The organism is Aquimarina acroporae (assembly GCF_023195925.1).
Classification (GTDB): domain Bacteria; phylum Bacteroidota; class Bacteroidia; order Flavobacteriales; family Flavobacteriaceae; genus Aquimarina; species Aquimarina acroporae.
Window position 1 is genome coordinate 603,019 of the sequence record NZ_JALPRE010000003.1, and the last position, 20,614, is coordinate 623,632.

Sequence of the window (20,614 nt, forward strand, 5' to 3'; positions counted from 1 at the left end):
TTTGCTGTATAGGTTTTACTATGATTTTTAATATGCCCAATTCACCGACTAAAGTGAGACTAAAAACTACGCAGAAAACGTATGAGGCGGGAGATAACATTATCATCGATTTTGAAAGAGATACAACTCTAGCGGCCCAACTTTTCTTAAAAAGTTCCTATGGTAGTACTATGATTACATCTTCTACAGGTGAATTTGTTGTTCCAGATTATTTTTCTCGAAAAAAAGGAAGATTAGATTATTATTTGGTTCAGGAAGGAGAGTGTCTTTATCAAGGAGTAATAGATATAGAGGCAAAATCGAAAACGAAGATCCAATTAGAAACCTATGTGGGGCCGCCAAGCATTGTTGCTGGGGGTGAAGATTATACCATGCATGTAGTAGTGCCTTCAGATATATATGATAATCCCATTGCTGATAGTACAAAAATATGGCTTAAGCATCAGTTTTTGGGATTAGAAAAAGAATATGAAGAGGTTACCAAAGATCTAATTAGTTGGAAAAATATTTTTTCATATTCAAAAAAGGGGAAACTATTAATCTCTTCTCAGATAGCAGAAATACACTCAAAAGAATTTACAGTAGAAATATACCCTTCATTAGCTCAGAACTTTAAAATTTACAGTTTTCGTGAGCATGAATATGCAGATGGAAACCAGGTAACAACTTTCACTTCAGATGTAATAAAAGACAGTTTTGGCAATATTGTAAGTGATGGTACCATGGTCAATTTTGTGATTAAAAACTCTGAAGGCTCACTATTAACAACACAAGGTACTACCGTAAATGGTATAGTAACAGCAAAACTATTGCACCCAGATCATGCAGATTCCTGGGAAATAAGTGCTTTTATAGATGGTATTGCGGAGAGCGAAATACTAGAAATTACATTTGATGGGGTATTAGATGATTTTGAAGTCAGTTTCGATATGTATCAAAGAGAAATTGTTGTAGGACCTCTCACCAGTTTTATGGGACAGATTATACCCGATGGTGCCATAGTAAAACTTGAAATTTATACGAACAACGAGTTAATAGAAACAAAAGTAAAAACATCATTTGAAGGTAGGGTCAAATTCGTCTTGGAAGAAGGATTTTATCCCGATGGAGAGTATGATTTTAGAATCAAATCGATGGGTATTGCAAAATGGTTTAAAAATAGAGTACTGCAATGATGAGAATGAATAGGAATATATATAGAAGTCTGGTTATACTCTCTTTTCTTGGGGTTGTGATAATAGCACTCTTTGGTATTAGTCAGGTACTTGCCTATTTGGGTTCGGGTGCAGATCGATCTTCGATGTTGCATGTAGCTTTGAATAAAGAAAAGGTGTATGTACCCAAGGTTATCTGGAAAGATACTATTAATCCTGGTAGGCCCATAGAGGAGCAAACTATTCTAGATATTGAGAAAGACTACTTAAATGCATGGTATGTACGTAATGTGGCGTATCAGAACAACGAGTTAAAAGCCATCGATGATTATTACACAGCAAGTGCCATGCAAAATATAGAAAGCACTATTGCAGCAAATGTATCTAACAACCTTTCTATACATAGCACCACAGTTGCTCATAATATTTCGTTAGATTTTTATAGTGCAGATGGGCAGTTAGCAGTAATTACAGATTCTGGGGTAAAAGCGTTTCAGCATATTTATCAACAAAATGAATTGCTTTTTCAAACAGAAGATATTACTAACTATCAGGTTTTGTTATTGCTTGAAGATGGATACTGGAGAATACGACATTTGGTAAAAAAGGAGAATGATGAAATGATAACACCACAAATCTCAAATGGTTTTGCCAAAGTTGTGGATAATAAAATATATGTTAAGGATAAAGAATATCAACTTAAAGGCATTAACTATTACCCTCAAAAAACTCCATGGGATATGTTTGGCGAAAATTTTGATATCGAAGTGATAGGTCAGGATTTTGACATCATTCATGATGCAGGACTAAATACTATTCGTGTTTTTGTGCCGTATGAAGCCTTTGGAAAAGCAAAAGTAGATCCTGAAAAGCTTGAAAAGTTAAAATTGTTATTAGATACAGCCTTATCAAAAGAGATTATGGTTGTGGTAACATTATTTGATTTCTATGGAGATTATTCAGTTTTGGATTGGACACTAACACATCGCCATGCAGAGCAAATTATAAGTGTTTTTAAGGATCATAAGGCCATATTGGCTTGGGATGTAAAGAATGAACCAAATTTAGATTTTGAAAGTAGAGGAAAAGAAAATGTAACAGGATGGTTAAAGGAAATGATAGCTCAAATCAAGCAATATGATCCTAATCATTTAATTACCATTGGATGGTCCGATATGAAATCGGCTTCTATATTACAAAACGAAGTAGATTTGGTATCCTTTCATTATTATTTGGATATTGATATGTTTTCGAACTCTTTTGAAGAGTTACAAAAACAAATCGATAAGCCTATGGTATTGCAGGAGTTTGGACTGTCATCGAACAAAGGATTTTGGAGTCCGTTTGGCCCTTCAGAAACTACCCAGGCAGAATATCATGAGCAATTTCAAACATTGATAAAACAATATAATGTTCATTTTCTATCCTGGACGCTTTACGATTTTGAAAATGTACCTAGTAGCGTAGTTGGGCGACTACCTTGGCGAAAACATAAACAAAAACACTTTGGTTTTATTAATGCTTCGGGAGAGAAAAAGAAAGCATTTAAGCACATCTCCAACTGATATATTTGCATTAAAAAACCTAAGCCATTTTGATTTCCCCAAATTTCTCTAGATACATTCTGGTAATCCTACTCATCGGAAATGCGGTTGCTGCATCATAATTAGCTTTTCCCAGTTCATTACGATAATTTGGGTTGGTAACAATTTTTTGAATAGCATCGGCTAGACTGTCGGTACTAGTAGGATCAAAAAATTCACCTCGATACCCTTCTTCTTTAACCAAAATACCTAAATCACCTAGGTCAGGCATGACTACCGCTTTACCATAACTGCCTGCTTGATGTAGCACCCCAGAACTACCTGTTGTCGAAGTGTACGGAAAAATAACCATAGCACTTTCTCCAAAAATCTTTGGAACATCTTCTTCGGCAACATATCCGGTAAATGTAATTTGGTCGGTTTCTTTGTATTTTTCCTGCACAGATGATAAGTATCCTGGTACATTTGGGTTATCGGTGCCAGCAATAACCACCTCTAGGTTTTCAGAAGTTCTATCCCTTATTTTCTCAACGGCATCTATCAGTATTTCTACTTTTTTATATGTTCCAAATTTACCAAATGTCATTATTTTTTGTGGGCCTTCTGGCAAGTCATATGTTGGCTCTTCTGGTAGCTCAAAAGTTCCGTGAGGAATAAGAATTACATTCTTGGCTTTGTATTTTTCTTCAAGAATATCTACATATTTACTAATGGTCACCGCTATACTATCTGCTTTTAAAATAAACTTTGTAAGGGTGGTGCCTATGAAATTATATATTTTCTGGAGTAGTTTGTTTTTGGTAAAACCAGCACTTTGTAAATCTACCTGCTCCATGATATTATGTAATAATACGATAGTCGGTATTTTCTTTCGCTTGCATAACATGGGCAATAAAAGACCTAATGCCGCAGCTATTTTTTTGTCTCCAAATTTCATAAACTGGAGATTAAATAGAATTGCATCTGGGCGAGTTTCTTTTACAGCCTTCATGACCGAAGAAATATTGGTATAACTATTAAAACGCCAGCATTGTTTTACAGTAATTTTACACCCATTTTCTGTAAAGTTGATATCAGCTTCTTCTGGTTTTATATCGGTCAAAATAATGAGCTCCGATACATCAGAATGTTGTCTAAAATGTTTTACTAGGTGATAAGCATACTCATTTAAAGTTACTTTGCTGGGAGGATAAGCAGTTACAATAGCTAGTTTCATAAGAAATCAATTTATGGAATAGACCAGTACGAATTAAAATCTAGCTGAAATACTAAGGGGTAAGTTGATTTCAAGATTTTAGGACGCAAGGGGGTACGTCTTTATTTTATCTACAAGTTATAGTAACTTTATCAAAAAAACAACATATGAAAACAGATTCTTCGAGTTGTTTGATCGAAAAAAAAGACGTATATGATAGTTAATAGTTTTCTCTAAAAATATAATTCACTTTATTTTTTTTGAAAGCCTTTTTTATCACATTATTCTCTTTACCAAAGACAAACAAAATTTTACTTCTCTTATTCGCTTTAGCATATATGTCTTTGAGTACTTGGATGCCATTTTGATCAATTTTTTCAACTTTTCTAAGAGACATTACAACTTCTTCATAATTATCTAGAAGATAATTGAATTGTCGTTTTACAAGTTCTGTGTTGTTTAAGGTAAAGTTACCAATTACCTCAAACCTTCCTGCGGTATGTATTATTTGTAAATTCATGATATTTATTTTGGGGTTGGGGTTTATAGATTATCGCTTCTTAAAACATAACTTACTTTTCCGAAAGCATTTCTTACTTTTTGATTTTGCTGGCCAATAACATAGAATATCTTATTGTTTTTCACAGCTTTTTTAAAAATCGAGTTCAAGGCATGGACACTAGAATTATCAATTTTAGTGACTTTATCTAAACATAAAACAACTTTTTCCTTATTAAATAGGAGCTGTTCACAATGTCTTCTTAATGAATTTACATTTTCGGCAACAATGCTGCCTTTGATCTCATAGATTCCTTGGTTTTGGGTAATTTTAAGTGCCATAATGTTGAATTTTAAGGTTACTTATAGTTCTAATTTCTCTTTTTCATTTAATTGTACAGTTGATCTTTCGATCAATAGAATTTTTCTTTCGACGAGTGGAACTAACCTTTCGTTAAGTTTTTTGAAGATATCTTTTGATATCCTACGAAAAACAAAAGTTGAAAGACGAGTAGAATCGTCATGGCGACGATTTGCATAATGACAACTTGTAATAAAGAATTGTGAAATAAAATGATAAGTACTACCTGAAGAATTCCAAGTAAAGAAGAGATAATCACAGGAATGTATTGATCCAGCGATAAAAAGTAATAAGCGAATATATTAGAAATTGCAAAGAGTGAAGTTGCAATAGCATATTTCCATAGTAATGGAGCAATACTTATATACTGTTTCCCAAACATGATATTAATGACAAGCTCCGGGAAAAAGTAACAGCCAATTACAATAGAGCTGGATAAGAGTGTGATGTAAAATACATATTTGAACAGTATAGGGGCGGTAGATACACCTTCTTTTTGTAGTTGAACTACTTTAGGTAATAAAAGCATCACAAACATCCAGGCGACAAAATATACTACACGGCCTATTAAAGCCAACGATGCGTATAAGCCGGCATCATAAGTTTCAAAATAGTGTTTCACCAATAGGATATCGCTATTGTTTATAATAATCTGACTCAGTTCATAAAATGCAGTCAAGGTAAAGAATCGAAGAATATACTTATTCTCTGCAGATGGTAATGTATATTTCTTTATAGGGTTAATATCTTTTGCGTGAAAAGGAATCAATCCGAACATAAATGATAACGCTATTCCCAAAGACACAAGAATTGAAGACTGAAGATTGATCGTGTAAATCAATAGTAAAGTAATCAATAAACGACTTATCATTTCTCCCTGATAGGTAATCGCTAGTTTTTCAAACTTTTTGGAGCCTTGAAAAAAACCTCGATTCACACTCATAATGAAATACAAGGGTACTCCAATCCCAAAGAGAATAAACATCAAAGATGTTTGGGTATTAAATAAGGTTTGTAGTTGATTAGAAAATGCTACAATGAGAATACCAAATACAATACCAGTAAGTGTAGCGTATTTGTAAATGATATTGATGAAATTTTTAAAAATACTATTTTCAAACAGTACCGAGAATTTTGCAGTAGATAGCTGAAACGTCATAGCAATAAAAGAAAGCACGAGTAAAAATGTAATAAGAAGTGCCGCATCTGCAAATTGTTGAGGTCCAAGGATTCTTCCGAGAAGTAAATTGTAAAGATAGTTCCCTCCGTTAACAATGATCACACTAAGCATGAATTTCTGCTCAGCAGTGATGTTTTTCAATGCTTTCATGAGGGCTATCATATATTTATTCGTATAGTTTTTGAATTTATTATTCTAGTGTTACTAAAGTTACATTCTTTTTTTGTTAAACTACTGTACTTTATTATAAAGTACAGTAGCCAACAGAAAATTAAATAAAGTTAAATAGGGAATGCCTCAACATATCATAATTTTTTTCACCCAATCGAAGCAGTCACTTTTGGTTATCGTATTAGGAAACTTCCTTCATATCGTTTTTTGAAGTTATCTCCTCTAATAATATATTTATATACTCCTTGCGCTAAGTTCTTAGCGGTAAAAGTAAATGTACTTGATAAAGTCTGATTCCCCGTTATTTCCTCTTCCTGCACTATTCTTCCTAACATATCTATAACCGAAATGGTTATTTTTTTGTTTGGAGTAGGCATTTTTATTGTGGTTTCACTTTTAAAAGGATTAGGAGAGTTGCTTACCGTAGCAACGTTACTGGTAAGGTCTTGTGTATCCTCATCTACCGCTACAGTATCATTATCATCTTCGTTTATATCAAGATCCCTTACAAAAGCAAGTTTATTGACCTCAAGATTAAATGGAACTGAGTTTCGGTAGTCTCCCTGTATAGAAAATACCACACTTCTTACATCTTCTAAGGTCATCTTTTTCTTGGCTTTACTCGTAAAATCTGAGAATGAGATCACATATTTTTTAAGTGTATCATTTGCCTTTATGGTATATCGTAATCTATCATTCCAATCGACAAGGTCATTCGATACTAAAATTACTTCAACATCTGTTTTCGAAAGTAGTTCAAACGAAACTCCTTGGTATTCAGAAACATTAAGAGTAAGATCACCTCCTAAGATATTTCTAAATAAATTCATGGTCTCTTTTATAGAACCTTGTACACTAGCATTTCTTTCTACAAAATAGTCATCATGTTCATTCTCTGACACTTCGTTTTCTGAAATCTTGAAATTTGCAATACTAGCTCCATTTTCCTGATAGTCAATGCCCCATGGTCCATCGGCCAAGTATAACACATCTGCTTTGGCAGGATCATCCCCAGTTATAGAAAAACCAATATCGAATAAGTACCCTGTGTCTATTGTAATGGTTTCTTGATAAGCTCCAGATAATGCAATGGTTTTAGTCATAAATTCTTCGGAAGAAAGTTCTGTGGCTCTCTTGTTTCCTTCAAATAAAAATTGAGTTGCTTTAGATTTATTGATCATACTCAGCGTTAATTTCCCGTTGCGATAAAACCCTTTTTGAATGAATATTGGAGGGATATTATCAGGAATAAACGTTTTTCCAAGAGATTTTTCCTCTGCCAATTTATCTATTATAGTATTAGCAATATTAACCGTTTGAGGTATAGACCCTCCCCAGATTTGGAAATTAAGATAATCTCCTTCTGGGTACTCATTGATATTCCAAAGGCTATACAATTCATTCTGATACTCATCTAAACGTACAGAAAAATGTAACGCGTATTCTATTTCTCCGTTAGGCCTTTTTATTCGAGTATTTACCAGAGTAAAATCTCTCACTTTTAGGGTTCTAATATCTTCAATAATAGAACCATTAAGACGATCGCAAATGGTTTTAGAATGATCATAAACTCCACCTTTGGTAGCCATAGCCAATGCGGCTCCAACTCTGTCATCTACATTGTAATAATCTATCGAGAAAACTGAAGTAGCATTGGTTACACCTATAAGATCATCTGGACTTGATACATAAGAACTTTCATTTCCAGTAGCACCTGTTGCAGGGAAATAAACACTAAGATCTATACCGTTTTTTGATCTGTATTTTTTTGAACCTGGCATAAATTTTTGCTGTAATTTTTTCTGGTTAAAAACGTTATTGGTTTTTGCTCTTAAAAAATTTCTTTTTGCAATTAAATTGGCCAAATCACCATTACTTTCTAAACCACCATCATTCCCTGAGGTAACTACACCTTCTTCGGTAAGTTCAGGAATATTGGTTGTTTTTAGATCTGAATATTCGTTTGCACTAATGTGAAATAGAACATCATTAAAGTCGTGATCTGCAGCAGGGTAGTCTCTTCTGGCATCTTCAAAACCGAGAACAATTGTTTTATTTGCAGTATCAGCCAACAAAATAGTATGAGGTTTTAAGGCATCATCACATTCTGGGTTAAAGCCAGGATTTGAATATAATTGCCATAAACCAGAATCTACCATAGCACCGTTCCAACTATCGGTTAACAACACCCAACCTATACCTGTGCCTGCAGGGAAACTTCCTAAATCTACAGTATTCCCTGGCATAAGTTCTCCATTACTCCCTGTTTTAGATGCGTTTGGAAATACCAAGGTGATATCTTCAGGATCTGGAGTTTTGGTTAATGGGTTGTTTACATTATATGTGTAGTATCCTAAGGAACTCTTATAGCTAGTATTTTCATCGATAAAAGTGACCTTAATATTGGTAGTGTTTTCTATAAATACATCATTATCATATCCAGAATAAATATAGTCAGGGTTCATGTTAGGAATTGAACTTCCTTCGGGAAGGGCAGTAGCAATTCTATTGAGATAATCTGATGATAAGGTCTCATTATTTCTCAGGTAATTTGGAGTGCCATTATTTCCAAATGTGCCCATATATTTATATCGCTCACCAATACTTTGCACAGGAAAACTGTTTGGATTTTGATTTCCGTTGTCGGCATCAAAAACTGTTTCTTTGAGATCGAAATTATCATCGAGCCCGTCTTGATCAAAATCGTTTCCGGCTGCTACGGTATCCGCAATACCATCGGTGTTGGTGTCATAAGCATCAACATGATCTAGAGTACCATCATTGTTAGAATCGGTATCTAAAAAGTCGGGATTATCAGTGCCATCAGTGTTGACATAACCTTGTGGAGTACCACCCTGATCTGGATCAAAAGCATCATCCATTCCATCTCTGTCAGTGTCATTCCCCGAAGGAGCAACGAAATTAGTACTATTTTGACCTTCAATTAAGTCGATGATGCCATCCTGGTCGGCATCAATATCATATGGGTCATAAATTAAATCTCCATCAGTATCGGGAGGGTAGAAAGCTATTCCCGTTTGATCGATATCTACAATATCTGCTATACCATCAAGATCTGCATCATTAAAGTTTGTGTCTTCTGCATTAAATAATCCGTCGTTATTGGTGTCATAATTACCTAACCCGGCTTCTACAATATCAAAAATACCGTCATTGTCGCTATCAAGGTCTAAAACATTGGGTACACCATCTCTATCGGTATCAAAAGCTAGCGAAACACCGCTATTACAAGTTGCTCCAAAATCTGGATCCAGATAATTAAAGGTGCCATCAGAATCATCGTCTCCATAGGGATCAACTCCTCCACCTTCTACAAGGTCTGGTATACCATCTCCATCGGTATCTTTATCAAAAGGGTCCAATACTTCGTCTTGATCTGCATCTACAGGAGAGACTCCTATAGCGCATTTAAATCCATCATTAGAATTGGTTACTTCGGTATTATTCAATAAGGTAGCATAAGGGCTACTACTTTTATAATCATTAACCAGATACAATCCGCCTTTGTTACTTGATACATATAAGCGATTGCTGGTATCTGTGTAACTTGCTCCAAAGGTATGCCCTGGTAAATCTGTTACAGCTTTACCACTAAATACAGGTGTATTCGTAGAAAGATCCCATTTATATACATTTCCTCGGCTTCCGCCATAAAGATTACCATTTATAAAAACAATATCTGCACAAGCCTGGGGGGAGGCTTGATCAGATACTACAATCTCAAAAACAGGAGCGGAAGAACCGTCATAGTCTTGAAGATTTATGATTTTATGAAAGGATCTCTTGTCTAAGGAATTTTGAAAAACCCATAGATTACCTTCATTATCTATATCGGCAGCATAACCGCCTCCAAACTTTACACCTCCATTGGGTGCAACTTCACCCAAATCAACCACCATGTCTTTACCAATTCTTAGTAAATGTCTATCCTTGTTTCTTATGGCATACAAGAAGTTATCTACAGGGTTGTATCCTCCTGCATTGTAAGCAGAATGAATATGTAAGGGGGCAGAATATGTTCCTGTTATAGGATCATAAGATCGTAAGGCACCAGAAATAACCTGGTAAAATTTACCTTCGTTACAATCGAAAGGTTGTTGCGCATAACTCGATGTTAAAATGGCAATGAGTAGTAAGAATAGCGTAGTTATTTTTTTCATACAATCGCTTTTTTAATTTTTTTGACTGTGATATTATTGTAAGATGAATAGTAAAGTTTCAGTTCTTATACAGTGAGAAGAAATTTGTTGGCGGTAAAAAAGTACGGTCTTTAAAATGGGATATGGATGCTTTATGTATAGCATGAAAATTAAATGGTATAAACTTTTTGGTAATTATAGTAGTTACCACATGTTGTATACATGTAATAAAGAAGTGAATGAAATCTACTTTTGAAGGATTATTTTTTCTTGATTCTAGTCCACAATATTTGTACAAACATAGTAGGTTGGTTTCCATAATTATCGTCATTTTATTTTAGATTTGGGCTACTTCAACTATTATTCAGAAGAAGTAAAATGAAAGGCCATTGTTATTGTGACGCTTTCTGTTTTATTTTGGGTTAAACATTCTTCCGGGGCCTAGAATTATGTTTCACACCTTGACGAAAATTTACTTAGGTATTCTAAAATTGTAAATGGTAATACGTTTTTATACTCTTCTTGGGGCTTTGAAGATTATGCTACCATTTTTTGACGAAGTTTACTTTTATGTTGATCAAGGGTTTGTTAGTCAACATATTGTAAAACTAAAAAAGTTATCCCCAACCTTGTATACGGGAAAACCACACTTTTTGTACGTAACTACCAAAAACAGTGTATTTTGTCGATAAAATGGTATTTTTACATGAAAATTTAACATTTTTACTTACAGAAATAGTAAAAAAATATTACAAATGTTAAAAATAATGTGGGTTTCCTCATAGTTTTTTTGTTAAAAAAAGTCCCTTTTTGATCTCTTTTTGAAGTTGTTTTCCTTAAAAAAAAGTTAATAAGACCAAATTAAATGGTATTTAGAAAATAAATTGATTAAGGTTTTAAATGATTTATTTTGATTTTTGATGATCATACTAGTAAAAACGTGTAACAGATTGTATTACTTTATTCGCCCTTTCCATATCTAAACTTTTTACATAGCGATAAGTTCGGTTTAGTATTCGCTGTACTTCATGGTTATCTTTGAATTCTTTTCTGGCATTGTATAAATCTAATGCAACTTGTAGGTCATATGGAGTAAAGGGTACACCGGTATATTCTTGCAAGATTTGCAAATATGTGAAACCAAATTCTTGTGTGGGTTCTATCATTGTGCCTTCTCCGAAATCGTTCCATGTGATAATTTGAATAAAATCTGATTGTTCATGATGGGTGTAGTTGAGTGTCTCTACAAAGGTATTTCCTTCATTAGTATCTATACTCCATTCATTAATACCATCTGACCATCCTCCGTCAGCATAAAAACTACTAAAACCGGGATATGAAGAACCTACTGTAATTTTGTTTTGTGGTAAATAAGTATCGTAATAGTACTCATGAGCAAGTAAATGGTCTTTGTCTACCCACAGAAACTCTCCAGCAGAATTTACCCCAACCCGATCACTAGCAGCCCATAAGGTAAGGTAATGAGGTTTATTTTCTTCAGGGAATACGTCAAATACTTGATTCCATTCATTTTCAGTATTAATATAGTGAGGGCCAAAAACAAATAACATTTTTTTACCATTGTATTCTATATACTCTGGACTAGAAAAATAAGTATCATTGATGTATGAGAAATCTGCTTGAGCAGCTGCAACTACACTGGGGGATAGATCCATCTGGGCAGATTGCATTGCTACCCTATCTTCATACATGATAGAAAAGTTGAGACCAAGATCTTCCAAAGTATCAATAAATGTTTCTGTAGCTTGTTTAATAAGTGCATAATCGTGTAAATCTTTACTCCCGTACCAATCAAAAATTACTCCATCTACTCCTGCCAATTTCATGGTAAGAAAATGGTATTCATGCAAATCAGGATCGCTTGATGAATATGGTCCGATAGAAGGGTAATAATATGAAGCAATTTGTGAATTTCCGTTTGCGTCTACGATATCAGGATTCTGGTTGGTCATAGTCCAGTGTTGTCCCCAATATCCATCATAATCTTTACTTTGAAACCAAGGGAGGTAGTGTACATACACTTTTTTAGGATTTTCTTTCACTATATCCATATGTGAGATGTCTACAATACCAGTTTTTTCTTCGATTTTTAAAAAATCGAGTTCTTCTTCCAAAACTTTTAAAAGCTCTGCGTCGGTATAGGTAGTATCCTGAATGGGTTTTGCTATTGTATTTTGTTGGATTGAGGGGGCAATCATAGTAGATACTTCTTCTTTTTCACAGGAAAATAGAATAAATAGTAAAGAAATTGTAACGTAAATTGATAGTTTAAAGTTGGTTGTTTTCATAGCTGAAAAATGGATTAGATATTAAAAGTTTAACCTTCAGTTGGTGACAGGAAATAGGTATTGGCTTATACAGTACCTAATGAATTAAAAGTTCTTCTTTATCAAATTAATAAGATAAACTGTCAAAAACTGATATTTTTCGTTTAATAGTTTTGTTGGCAAGATGAATTCGCGTTTACTACAGTTATAATGATCTTCTAGATCTGATAATTTGGGGTTAAAATCTTATTGATTTTATATTTTGCTAGCTGTTTTAGAGCTTTTTATTTTTTTTAAAAAATAGTAGTTATATAGTCATTCAGTTTTAATTTTAAGTTTTCAGAAACATTTTTGCCAACGGTTCTAATTTTAGAGTAGTTGAACCATATCATGAGTTGATTTATTGGTATAAGGAAAGACTCTTTGAGCGTTATTTTAGATCCTTCTACTTCGATCCATCTATCTAGAGGTTCTTTGCTAATACGGTGTAATAGGTCATTAATTCTTATATGTTTTTTGAGCCTTAGAAATATTTCGATATCGAATAACCAATTGCTAATGAATCTTTGGTTGTATACATTTTCGATAACACTTTTTTCAAACACCTTAGTACCGGACTGAGTGTCTTTAATAGGAAGTTGTAAAATTTCTCCCTTTCCAGTCTATAATATTCATTATAGCATGGAATAATAATTCTGGTAATTTTTGTCATGCTAATTTTAAAGATTTGGGAATACTCCAAGGGTATTGTAAAAGAAGTACTCGTTGAACATTACCTAGTTTCTTAGGTTTATCACATTTTAAATTGGGTCAAATATTCTTCTGGGGTTTAGAAGTCTATTTTTCACCTTGACGAAAATTTACTTTGGGTATTCTATGTGCTATTTAAATTTTAAATGGTTTTGTTTTTGCTCATATTCTTCTTGGGACTTTGAAGATTATGTTACCATTTTTTGACGAAGTCTACTTTTATGTTGAGAAAGAGTTTGTTAGTCAACATATAGTAAAACTAAAAAAGTTATCTCGACCTTTAATACGGTAAAACCACACTTTTTGTACGTTATTGCCAAAAACAGTGTGTTTTGTCGATAAAATGGTGTTTATACCTTAAAATTTAACATTTTTACTTACAGAAATCTATAAAAAATACTACAAACGTTAAAGATTATGTGGGTTTTCTCATAGTTTTTTTGCTAAAAACTACTGGTTTTTAGGTGTAAAAAGTAATGTTTTTCCGTAAAAAAAGGTTGGTTTTGTCAAAATGAGATGGTTTGGTTGGATTTTCCTTATAATTTTCAGAAAACTTATAGATGCTCTAAAAGATGTTTTTTAGTGTAGGTTTTGGAGAGATAAATTATTACCTAATTATCTTACATAGTGATATAATATCAGAACTATAAAGCCTCTTTTTTTAAGATAGAATTTACTTTGTAAAAAGCTTTCCTTACATTTTTGTTCTCTTTTCCAATAATGTAAAAGAGTTTGTTACTCTTAATAGCTCTTTTGTATAAGTTGGACAAAGCATTGACTCCTGAGACATCAATTTTTTTTACTTGATCTACGGATAAAATAACTTGTTTTTCGCAAAATAGTAGTTGCTCAAAATGATATTGCAATGCTTGAGCGTTTTCAGCGACAATACTTCCGTTTATTTCAAATACTCCTTGATTTTTGGTTATAGAAAGCACCATGATAATTTGTTATTAAGTATTAATTCTCACACAAAGATGGTGCAATTTGAAAGTGGTATGAATAGATTTTCGTTAAGAAGAAGATTGCTAAAGTTCAAAGGAAAAAAAGTATAGATAAAAAAACATTATTGGTTGTGACATAATAAAAGATATGCTTAACTTGTTGTTATCAAAATGAACAAATGATTCAAAAAGTATTACTCTCTCTTTTTGTTTTTATCTCTTTTATTCTTCGATCACAAGATATGCAAGAAGGTTTTACTTTTTTAGAAACAGGAGATTATAAAAAAGCTGAAACATTTTTTGCCGATATCCTTAAGGAATATCCCGAAAATAAAACGGCAAAACTCTGTTACGGCCGAGCGGTTGGTTTGTTGGGAGGTACTGTAGAAGCCGTGGATATTTTTACCGAGTTAAAAGAAAAATATCCTGAAGATTTTGAGATTAAGTTGAATTATGCAGAATCTTTATTGTGGGACAAACAATTCACAGCTGCAGAATCTTATTATGAGAAACTAGTAGTAGAAAACCCAAGTAGTTTTCCTGGTGTTTTGGGATATGCCAATACATTATCCAACTTAAAAAAATATAGTCAAGCTCTAGAATGGGTTAATAAAGCTCTTTCATTGCAGCCGGGTAATGCCAATGCCCTTATTTCTAGAAAATTTGTGCGCCTGGGCTATGCCTTTGAAATGTCACAAAACCAAAACTATAAAGATGCCTTGGAACTTCTTGATGAAAATCTTATAGACTTTCCTGCAGACAAAAACACCTTACTCAATAAAGCAAATATATATATCGTTACTAACCAATTTTCTGATGCGAAAACTGTGTATAAAACTTTGGCCTCTACACCAAAAGATAGTATTGTTGCACTCAATGGCCTTGCTCTAATTGCCCATAAACAATTTAAGGATAAAGAGGCTTTACAACAAGCAGAAAAAGCGATAAAAAAATTAGCAAAACATAAAGAAGATAAAGATTTGGTGCTTTCTACCTATGAACGGTATATTCAGGCATTACTATGGAACCAAAAATATAAACTTGCCAGAAATCAAATTCAAAAATTAAAATCTAAGTTTCCGAATGAGAACAGAGTTTTTAGCCTAGAAGCTACCTATGGAATGTATACCAGTGATTTTGGGGTTAGTTTAGATCGATATCGATCTATTTTAAAGAATGAAACTAGTTCTTTTGATGGTAATTTGGGTATTGCCAATGCATATCGAGCTTCTGGAAATGATATGAAAGCCTATGAATACGCTTTTGCTACATTACGTTTTTATCCAAAACAACAGGATGCCGAAAAACTAATTAAAACCTTAAAGATATCTCACACTCCTTTTGTTGAGAAAAAGACTTCGTTTACATTTGATAATGGAGATAACGAGGCTTTTAGCATAAGTTTGCTTTCTGAAATTCCGTTTTCGACAAGGTTTAAATCTACAGTTAATTACACATACAGAACGACAGAAAATACCAGAACCAATGTAGAAGCATCGTCGCATGACATTTCTTTGGGAGCGTCATATAAGTTGAGTGGGAGAATTTCTTTGTTAGGAAAGTTGGGAGTAAATACTTCTGAAGCAATTACAACAGATTATACCCAGATCACGGCAGAAGGTATTGTAACTATTAAACCTTTTAAACTTCAGAATTTAGATTTGGGATATAGAAGAGAGTTGCAGAATTTTAATGCAAATCTTATAGCTCGGGAAATTGTCATGAATAATTATTTCCTTAATTATAATTTAGGAACCAACTTTAATTTAGGTTGGTATACACAATATATCTATACCACCCAGACCGATGATAATGTCAGGAATTTATTATTTACCTCCTTATATTATAGTTTTTTGAAACGTCCTGTAGTAAAAGCAGGGTTGAATTATCAATATATTTCATTTAAAAATCAGGTTCCCGAGATTTATTTTAGTCCGGGGACATTTAATTTGGGAGAGGTATTTGCTGAGCTTTCGAGTACTTCAGACAATAAATGGATCTATAGTTTGAGTGCGGCTCTGGGGCAACAATTTGTTGATGAAGAAGAAGCCTCCACTACATTTAGGGCAGAAGGTAAGTTCGGGTATCGATTCTCAGATCGATTTATTGGTAATTTATACGGGAAATATAGTAATATAGCTTCTGCGACCGCTGCGGGATTCGAATTTGCCGAATTCGGATTTAAACTGAAATGGTACTTCTTAAAGAAACCTATTTTTGATGATAAAATAATACGATTACAAAAAAAATAGCGAGAACCACTAAGTTTGGTTCCCGCTATTTACCCAAATCCGAAACACTTATCTTGTCTCTTTTATAAATAACCTTCCCTTAAATCTTCTCATTTGCTGACCTCTTATCATATAATGATAGATTCCAGGAGTTAAATTTCTTGCTTCAAAACGTATTTTGTTTCTGTTTACTGCTACATATTCTTTTCTTACCGTTCTTCCTAACATGTCGATTACTTCGATAAGTACTTCTTGGTGTATACCAGGAATCTCTATAGTGGTCTCTGAGCTGAAAGGGTTAGGGTAATTCTTAACCTGTGTAACCGCAATCTCTTCATTTATTTCAACCTCTTCAGCGATTACTTCATCATCTTCAACAATATCATCTTCTTCAATTTCTTCATCTGTTCCTGATCCATTGCTGAAAGCCAAAGCAGATACTTGAAGTTCGAAGGCATAGAAGTTTTGGTAATCACCTTGTACAGAGAATACAATGCTTCTTACTTTTTCTAATTCTTCAGATTGATTAGTACCATTTACAAAGTCTGAGAAGGCAATAGAATAGCTTTGTTTTTCATCACTTGCAGGGATCGTATATCTCAATCTATTATTCCAATCTTTAAGACCTTCAGTAACTAAGATCACTTCGATATCTCTGGTATTCATCATTTCGAAAGTTACAGCTTTGTAGTCTGTCACATCTAATGATAGGTCACCTGGCATAATGTTTCTGAACAGGTTTAAAGTTTCTTTTACTTCTCCTTGTACCAAAGCATTTCTTTCTACCATATACTTGTTTTCATCAACGTCGTTGCTATTTGTTTCAATTTCAAAATCACTAACCACAACACCGTTTTCTGCATAATCGATTCCCCATGGCCCATCTGCCAGGTAAAGTGCATCTATTTGTGTAGAGGCTTCACCTTGAAGTGAGAACCCTATGTCAAATAAGTATCCTGTATCTATAATTACTTGTTCATTATATGCTCCTGATAATGCCACAGTTTTCGTTGTGTTTACTTCTTCAGACTGCTCTGTAACTCTCATGTTACCAGAAAACTTCATATTTGCAGATTTGGCTTTGTTCACGATGTTCAACGTTAATTTTCCGTTGGCATATGATCCTTCTTTTACAAATACTGTAGGTACAATGTTTTTTAATTTGTTACTTCTAAGTGGCTTATTGGCAACAAAAGAGTCTATAATGTGGTTGGTAATGTTAGCTACCTGAGATACTGTACCACCCCACACCTGGAAATTTACATAATCACCTTCTGGGTAGTTACCGATATTCCAAAGACTGTAGATTTCATTTTCATACTCTGCTTTTCGTATAGAGAATGTTAATGCATATTCAATCTCACCTGTCGCTCTTTCAATTTTTGTGCTCACTACAGTGTGCTTTCTAATTTGTACTGTTCTTACGTCAAGTAGCTTAGAACCGTTTAGTCTATCGCATATAGTTTTAGAATGATCATATACAGAACCTTTGGTCGATGTAGCTAATGCTGCGGCAACTCTTGATTCTCCTTCGTAATAATCTATTGAGAAAACGGCTTCTGCATTGGTAATTCCCAATAAATCTTCAGGGCTAGATACATACGTTGTTTCTATTCCTTTAATTCCTGTTTCTGGGAAATGAACGCTTAAATCTTCGTTGTTTGCAGACTTATAAGATTTTACACCTGGCATAAAACGTTGTTGGCTCTTTTTGGTGTTAAATACATTGTTAGTCTTTATTCTGTTGAAGTTACGCTTTGCAATTAAGCTAGCAAGGTCTCCGTTACTTTCTAAACCTCCATCATTTGCAGAAGTTACGTCTGTACCACTATTAATATCTGCATAATTATCGGTTTTGATAGCAGTAATTGGACTTGCAGTGATATAGAATAATGCATCATTAAAATCTTGATCGCAAGAAGCATAATCTCTTCGTATATCTTCAAAACCTAGAATGATTCTTTCGCTATCTGGATCGTTAAGCAATACATTATGATATCTTAGGGTTTCATCATTTTCTGGATTATAATCTGGATTAGAGTGTAACTGCCAGTTACCTGTATCAACGCATCCATTTTTCCAGGCATCAGCTAGTAATACCCAACCTATTCCTGTGTTAGGAGGGAAGCTACCAATTTTTACCTTATCACCAACTTCTAAATCTCCACCACTACCTACAGCAGAAACATTTGGAAATATAATTGTAATGTCTTCTGGCTGTGGAATCGTTTGAGAGGGATTATTTATATCGTAGGTGTAGAATCCAAGGGTATTTCTGTAACCTGCACCTTCACCAACAAATGTTATCCAGATTTCGGCATTTTCTTGTACTACTACATCTGTATCATATCCCGATGAGATGTAATGCGGATTGAAATCTGGTACTGGATATCCTTCTGGTAATGCATTGTTAATCATATCCAAAGTTTCCTGACTAACTACATCTTGTCCATCAAGGTATAGTGGTTTTCCGTTGCTATTGAATTCTCCTAGGTAATTATATCTATCACAAATGGCTGGAATAGGGAAGCTTGCTGGAGTTTGACCACCATTTTCAGAGTCAAAGTTTGTTTTTCTTTGATCGAAGTTATTATCTAAACCGTCTTCATCTTGGTCTATACCTGAAGGTGTCGTTTCTGCTACGCCATCTCCATCGTTATCATAGGCTTCTAAAAAATCTGAAATACCATCATTATCAGAATCGGTATCTAAGTGATCATATCCATCGGTTCCATCGGTATTTACAGTTCCATTGGTTGAACCGCCAAAATCAGCGTCAAAGTTATCATCCAATCCGTCTCTATCTTCATCTTTACCAGATATACCTAAGTACGAACCACTTTCTTGCCCTTCGATGATATCTACGATTCCGTCATTATCAGAATCGATATCATAACAATCGAAAATACCATCATTATCAAAATCTAATGGCGTAACCGTGGTTCCATTCTGGTCAGCGTCAAAAACATCGGCTACACCATCAGCGTCTAAATCTTGAAAATTATTATCTTGACCATTACACATTCCATCATTATTGGTGTCTTGAGCACCTTGACCCGCTTCAACAATATCATAGATTCCATCATTATCAGAGTCTATATCTAAAAAGTCTGGATTACCATCTTTATCTCTGTCAAAAGCATCTTGCACAACATTATCACCATTTCCGCTTATGTCATCATCAAGATAGTTATACATACCATCATCATCATCGTCTCCATATGGGTCAATTCCTTTACATTCCACCACATTTAATATTCCATCACCATCACAATCGGCATCCATAGAATCTAAAACACCATCTTGATCTTTGTCAAGAGGAGAAACACCGCTAGCACACTTAAATCCATCATTAGAGTTTGTGGTTTCGGTTAGGTTCAGCATGGTTGCTGTTGGGTTATTTCCTTCGTAATCATTAATTAAGTAAAGACCTCCATTGTTATCAGAAAAATATAATCTGTTATTAGAATCTGCGTATGCAGCTCCAAAAGTACTGGTTGGTAAATTTGTTACTGATTTACTAGAAAAAACAGGAGTGCCCGTAGACAGATCCCATTTAAAGATTTTTCCTCTACTACCACCATAAAAAGCACCGTTCACATATACAATATCTGCACAGGTACTTGGAGCTTTTACATCGGCTTGTACGATTTCAAAAACCGGAGAAGATGTACCGTCATAACTAGCCAAATTGGTTATTTTATGAAATGTTTGCTTATTGTTATTTTGGAATACCCAAAGATTACCCTCTGGGTCCACATCTGCGGCATAACCACCGCCAAACACGGTGGTTCCGTTAGGTGTTACAGCGCCTAAATCTATAACCATGTCTTTTGCAATTCTTAGTAGGTGATTATCTCCTTTTTTAATTGCATATAGATAATTGTCTACTACATTATATCCTCCGGCATTGTATGAGGTATATATATGTAAAGCATCTGAGTAAGACCCCGTAATAGGATCGTATGCTTTCATAGCACCAGAAATTACTTGATAAAATGTACCATCATTACAATCGAAAGCCTCTTGACCTTTCATTGAGAAAGTAATAATGATTAATAGTAGGGTAGTTATTTTTTTCATTATGGTATGATTTAGGTTTTTTCGATACTCTAAATTACCCAATCTGTGCACTGGT

12 protein-coding genes are annotated in these 20,614 nt (G+C 34.0%); 3 read left to right on the forward strand and 9 right to left on the reverse strand.

Annotated elements, in window-relative coordinates; translation table 11 throughout:
* Positions 1-53: 53 nt before the first annotated feature.
* Complete coding sequence (locus M0D21_RS07125) at positions 54-1,175, forward strand: Ig-like domain-containing protein (RefSeq protein ID WP_248327826.1); 1,122 nt, start codon at positions 54-56, stop codon at positions 1,173-1,175.
* 5 nt (positions 1,176-1,180) lie between these two features.
* Positions 1,181-2,719, forward strand: coding sequence for a cellulase family glycosylhydrolase (locus tag M0D21_RS07130; protein ID WP_317249859.1), 1,539 nt, complete (start codon positions 1,181-1,183; stop codon positions 2,717-2,719).
* 19 nt (positions 2,720-2,738) lie between these two features.
* Here M0D21_RS07130 and M0D21_RS07135 read toward each other — a convergent pair whose 3' ends face one another.
* The 8 genes from M0D21_RS07135 to M0D21_RS07170 all read right to left on the reverse strand — a co-directional run bounded on the left by M0D21_RS07135 (position 2,739) and on the right by M0D21_RS07170 (position 14,242).
* Complete coding sequence (locus M0D21_RS07135) at positions 2,739-3,914, reverse strand: glycosyltransferase (protein WP_248327830.1); 1,176 nt, start codon at positions 3,912-3,914, stop codon at positions 2,739-2,741.
* Between the two features lie 199 nt (positions 3,915-4,113).
* Positions 4,114-4,413 carry an STAS domain-containing protein gene (locus tag M0D21_RS07140; protein ID WP_248327832.1) on the reverse strand — a complete coding sequence of 100 codons (300 nt, stop codon included), beginning with the start codon at positions 4,411-4,413 and terminating at the stop codon, positions 4,114-4,116.
* A 23-nt stretch (positions 4,414-4,436) separates the two neighbouring features.
* Positions 4,437-4,733, reverse strand: a complete 297-nt coding sequence (locus tag M0D21_RS07145) for an STAS domain-containing protein (RefSeq protein WP_248327834.1) — start codon at positions 4,731-4,733, stop codon at positions 4,437-4,439.
* 101 nt (positions 4,734-4,834) lie between these two features.
* Positions 4,835-6,082: an oligosaccharide flippase family protein gene (locus M0D21_RS07150; protein WP_248327836.1), complete on the reverse strand. Its 1,248-nt coding sequence runs from the start codon at positions 6,080-6,082 to the stop codon at positions 4,835-4,837.
* A gap of 194 nt (positions 6,083-6,276) precedes the next feature.
* Entirely contained in the window at positions 6,277-10,284 is a 4,008-nt protein-coding gene (locus M0D21_RS07155; RefSeq protein WP_248327837.1) for a DUF6923 family protein, read from the reverse strand.
* 908 nt (positions 10,285-11,192) lie between these two features.
* A complete protein-coding gene (locus M0D21_RS07160) occupies positions 11,193-12,572 on the reverse strand; it encodes a glycoside hydrolase family 71/99-like protein (protein ID WP_248327839.1) in 1,380 nt (459 codons plus the stop codon).
* 272 nt (positions 12,573-12,844) lie between these two features.
* Entirely contained in the window at positions 12,845-13,156 is a 312-nt protein-coding gene (locus tag M0D21_RS07165; RefSeq protein ID WP_248327841.1) for a glycosyltransferase family protein, read from the reverse strand.
* A gap of 789 nt (positions 13,157-13,945) precedes the next feature.
* Complete coding sequence (locus M0D21_RS07170) at positions 13,946-14,242, reverse strand: STAS domain-containing protein (protein ID WP_248327843.1); 297 nt, start codon at positions 14,240-14,242, stop codon at positions 13,946-13,948.
* 182 nt (positions 14,243-14,424) lie between these two features.
* Here M0D21_RS07170 and M0D21_RS07175 point away from each other — a divergent pair, with 182 nt between their 5' ends.
* Positions 14,425-16,497: a tetratricopeptide repeat protein gene (locus M0D21_RS07175; protein WP_248327845.1), complete on the forward strand. Its 2,073-nt coding sequence runs from the start codon at positions 14,425-14,427 to the stop codon at positions 16,495-16,497.
* A gap of 48 nt (positions 16,498-16,545) precedes the next feature.
* On the opposite strand, the gene M0D21_RS07180 is transcribed toward M0D21_RS07175, so the two are convergent.
* Positions 16,546-20,559 carry a DUF6923 family protein gene (locus tag M0D21_RS07180; protein ID WP_248327847.1) on the reverse strand — a complete coding sequence of 1,338 codons (4,014 nt, stop codon included), beginning with the start codon at positions 20,557-20,559 and terminating at the stop codon, positions 16,546-16,548.
* Between the last annotated feature and the right edge of the window lie 55 nt (positions 20,560-20,614).

What these genes read in the sequence shown, in the direction of transcription:
- M0D21_RS07130 (WP_317249859.1), top strand. Translation starts at nt 1,181, where the DNA reads ATGAATAGGAATATATATAGAAGTCTGGTTATACTCTCTTTTCTTGGG.
- M0D21_RS07135 (WP_248327830.1), bottom strand. Translation starts at nt 3,914, where the DNA reads ATGAAACTAGCTATTGTAACTGCTTATCCTCCCAGCAAAGTAACTTTA.
- M0D21_RS07140 (WP_248327832.1), bottom strand. Translation starts at nt 4,413, where the DNA reads ATGAATTTACAAATAATACATACCGCAGGAAGGTTTGAGGTAATTGGT.
- M0D21_RS07145 (WP_248327834.1), bottom strand. Translation starts at nt 4,733, where the DNA reads ATGGCACTTAAAATTACCCAAAACCAAGGAATCTATGAGATCAAAGGC.
- M0D21_RS07150 (WP_248327836.1), bottom strand. Translation starts at nt 6,082, where the DNA reads ATGAAAGCATTGAAAAACATCACTGCTGAGCAGAAATTCATGCTTAGT.
- M0D21_RS07155 (WP_248327837.1), bottom strand. Translation starts at nt 10,284, where the DNA reads ATGAAAAAAATAACTACGCTATTCTTACTACTCATTGCCATTTTAACA.
- M0D21_RS07160 (WP_248327839.1), bottom strand. Translation starts at nt 12,572, where the DNA reads ATGAAAACAACCAACTTTAAACTATCAATTTACGTTACAATTTCTTTA.
- M0D21_RS07170 (WP_248327843.1), bottom strand. Translation starts at nt 14,242, where the DNA reads ATGGTGCTTTCTATAACCAAAAATCAAGGAGTATTTGAAATAAACGGA.
- M0D21_RS07175 (WP_248327845.1), top strand. Translation starts at nt 14,425, where the DNA reads ATGATTCAAAAAGTATTACTCTCTCTTTTTGTTTTTATCTCTTTTATT.
- M0D21_RS07180 (WP_248327847.1), bottom strand. Translation starts at nt 20,559, where the DNA reads ATGAAAAAAATAACTACCCTACTATTAATCATTATTACTTTCTCAATG.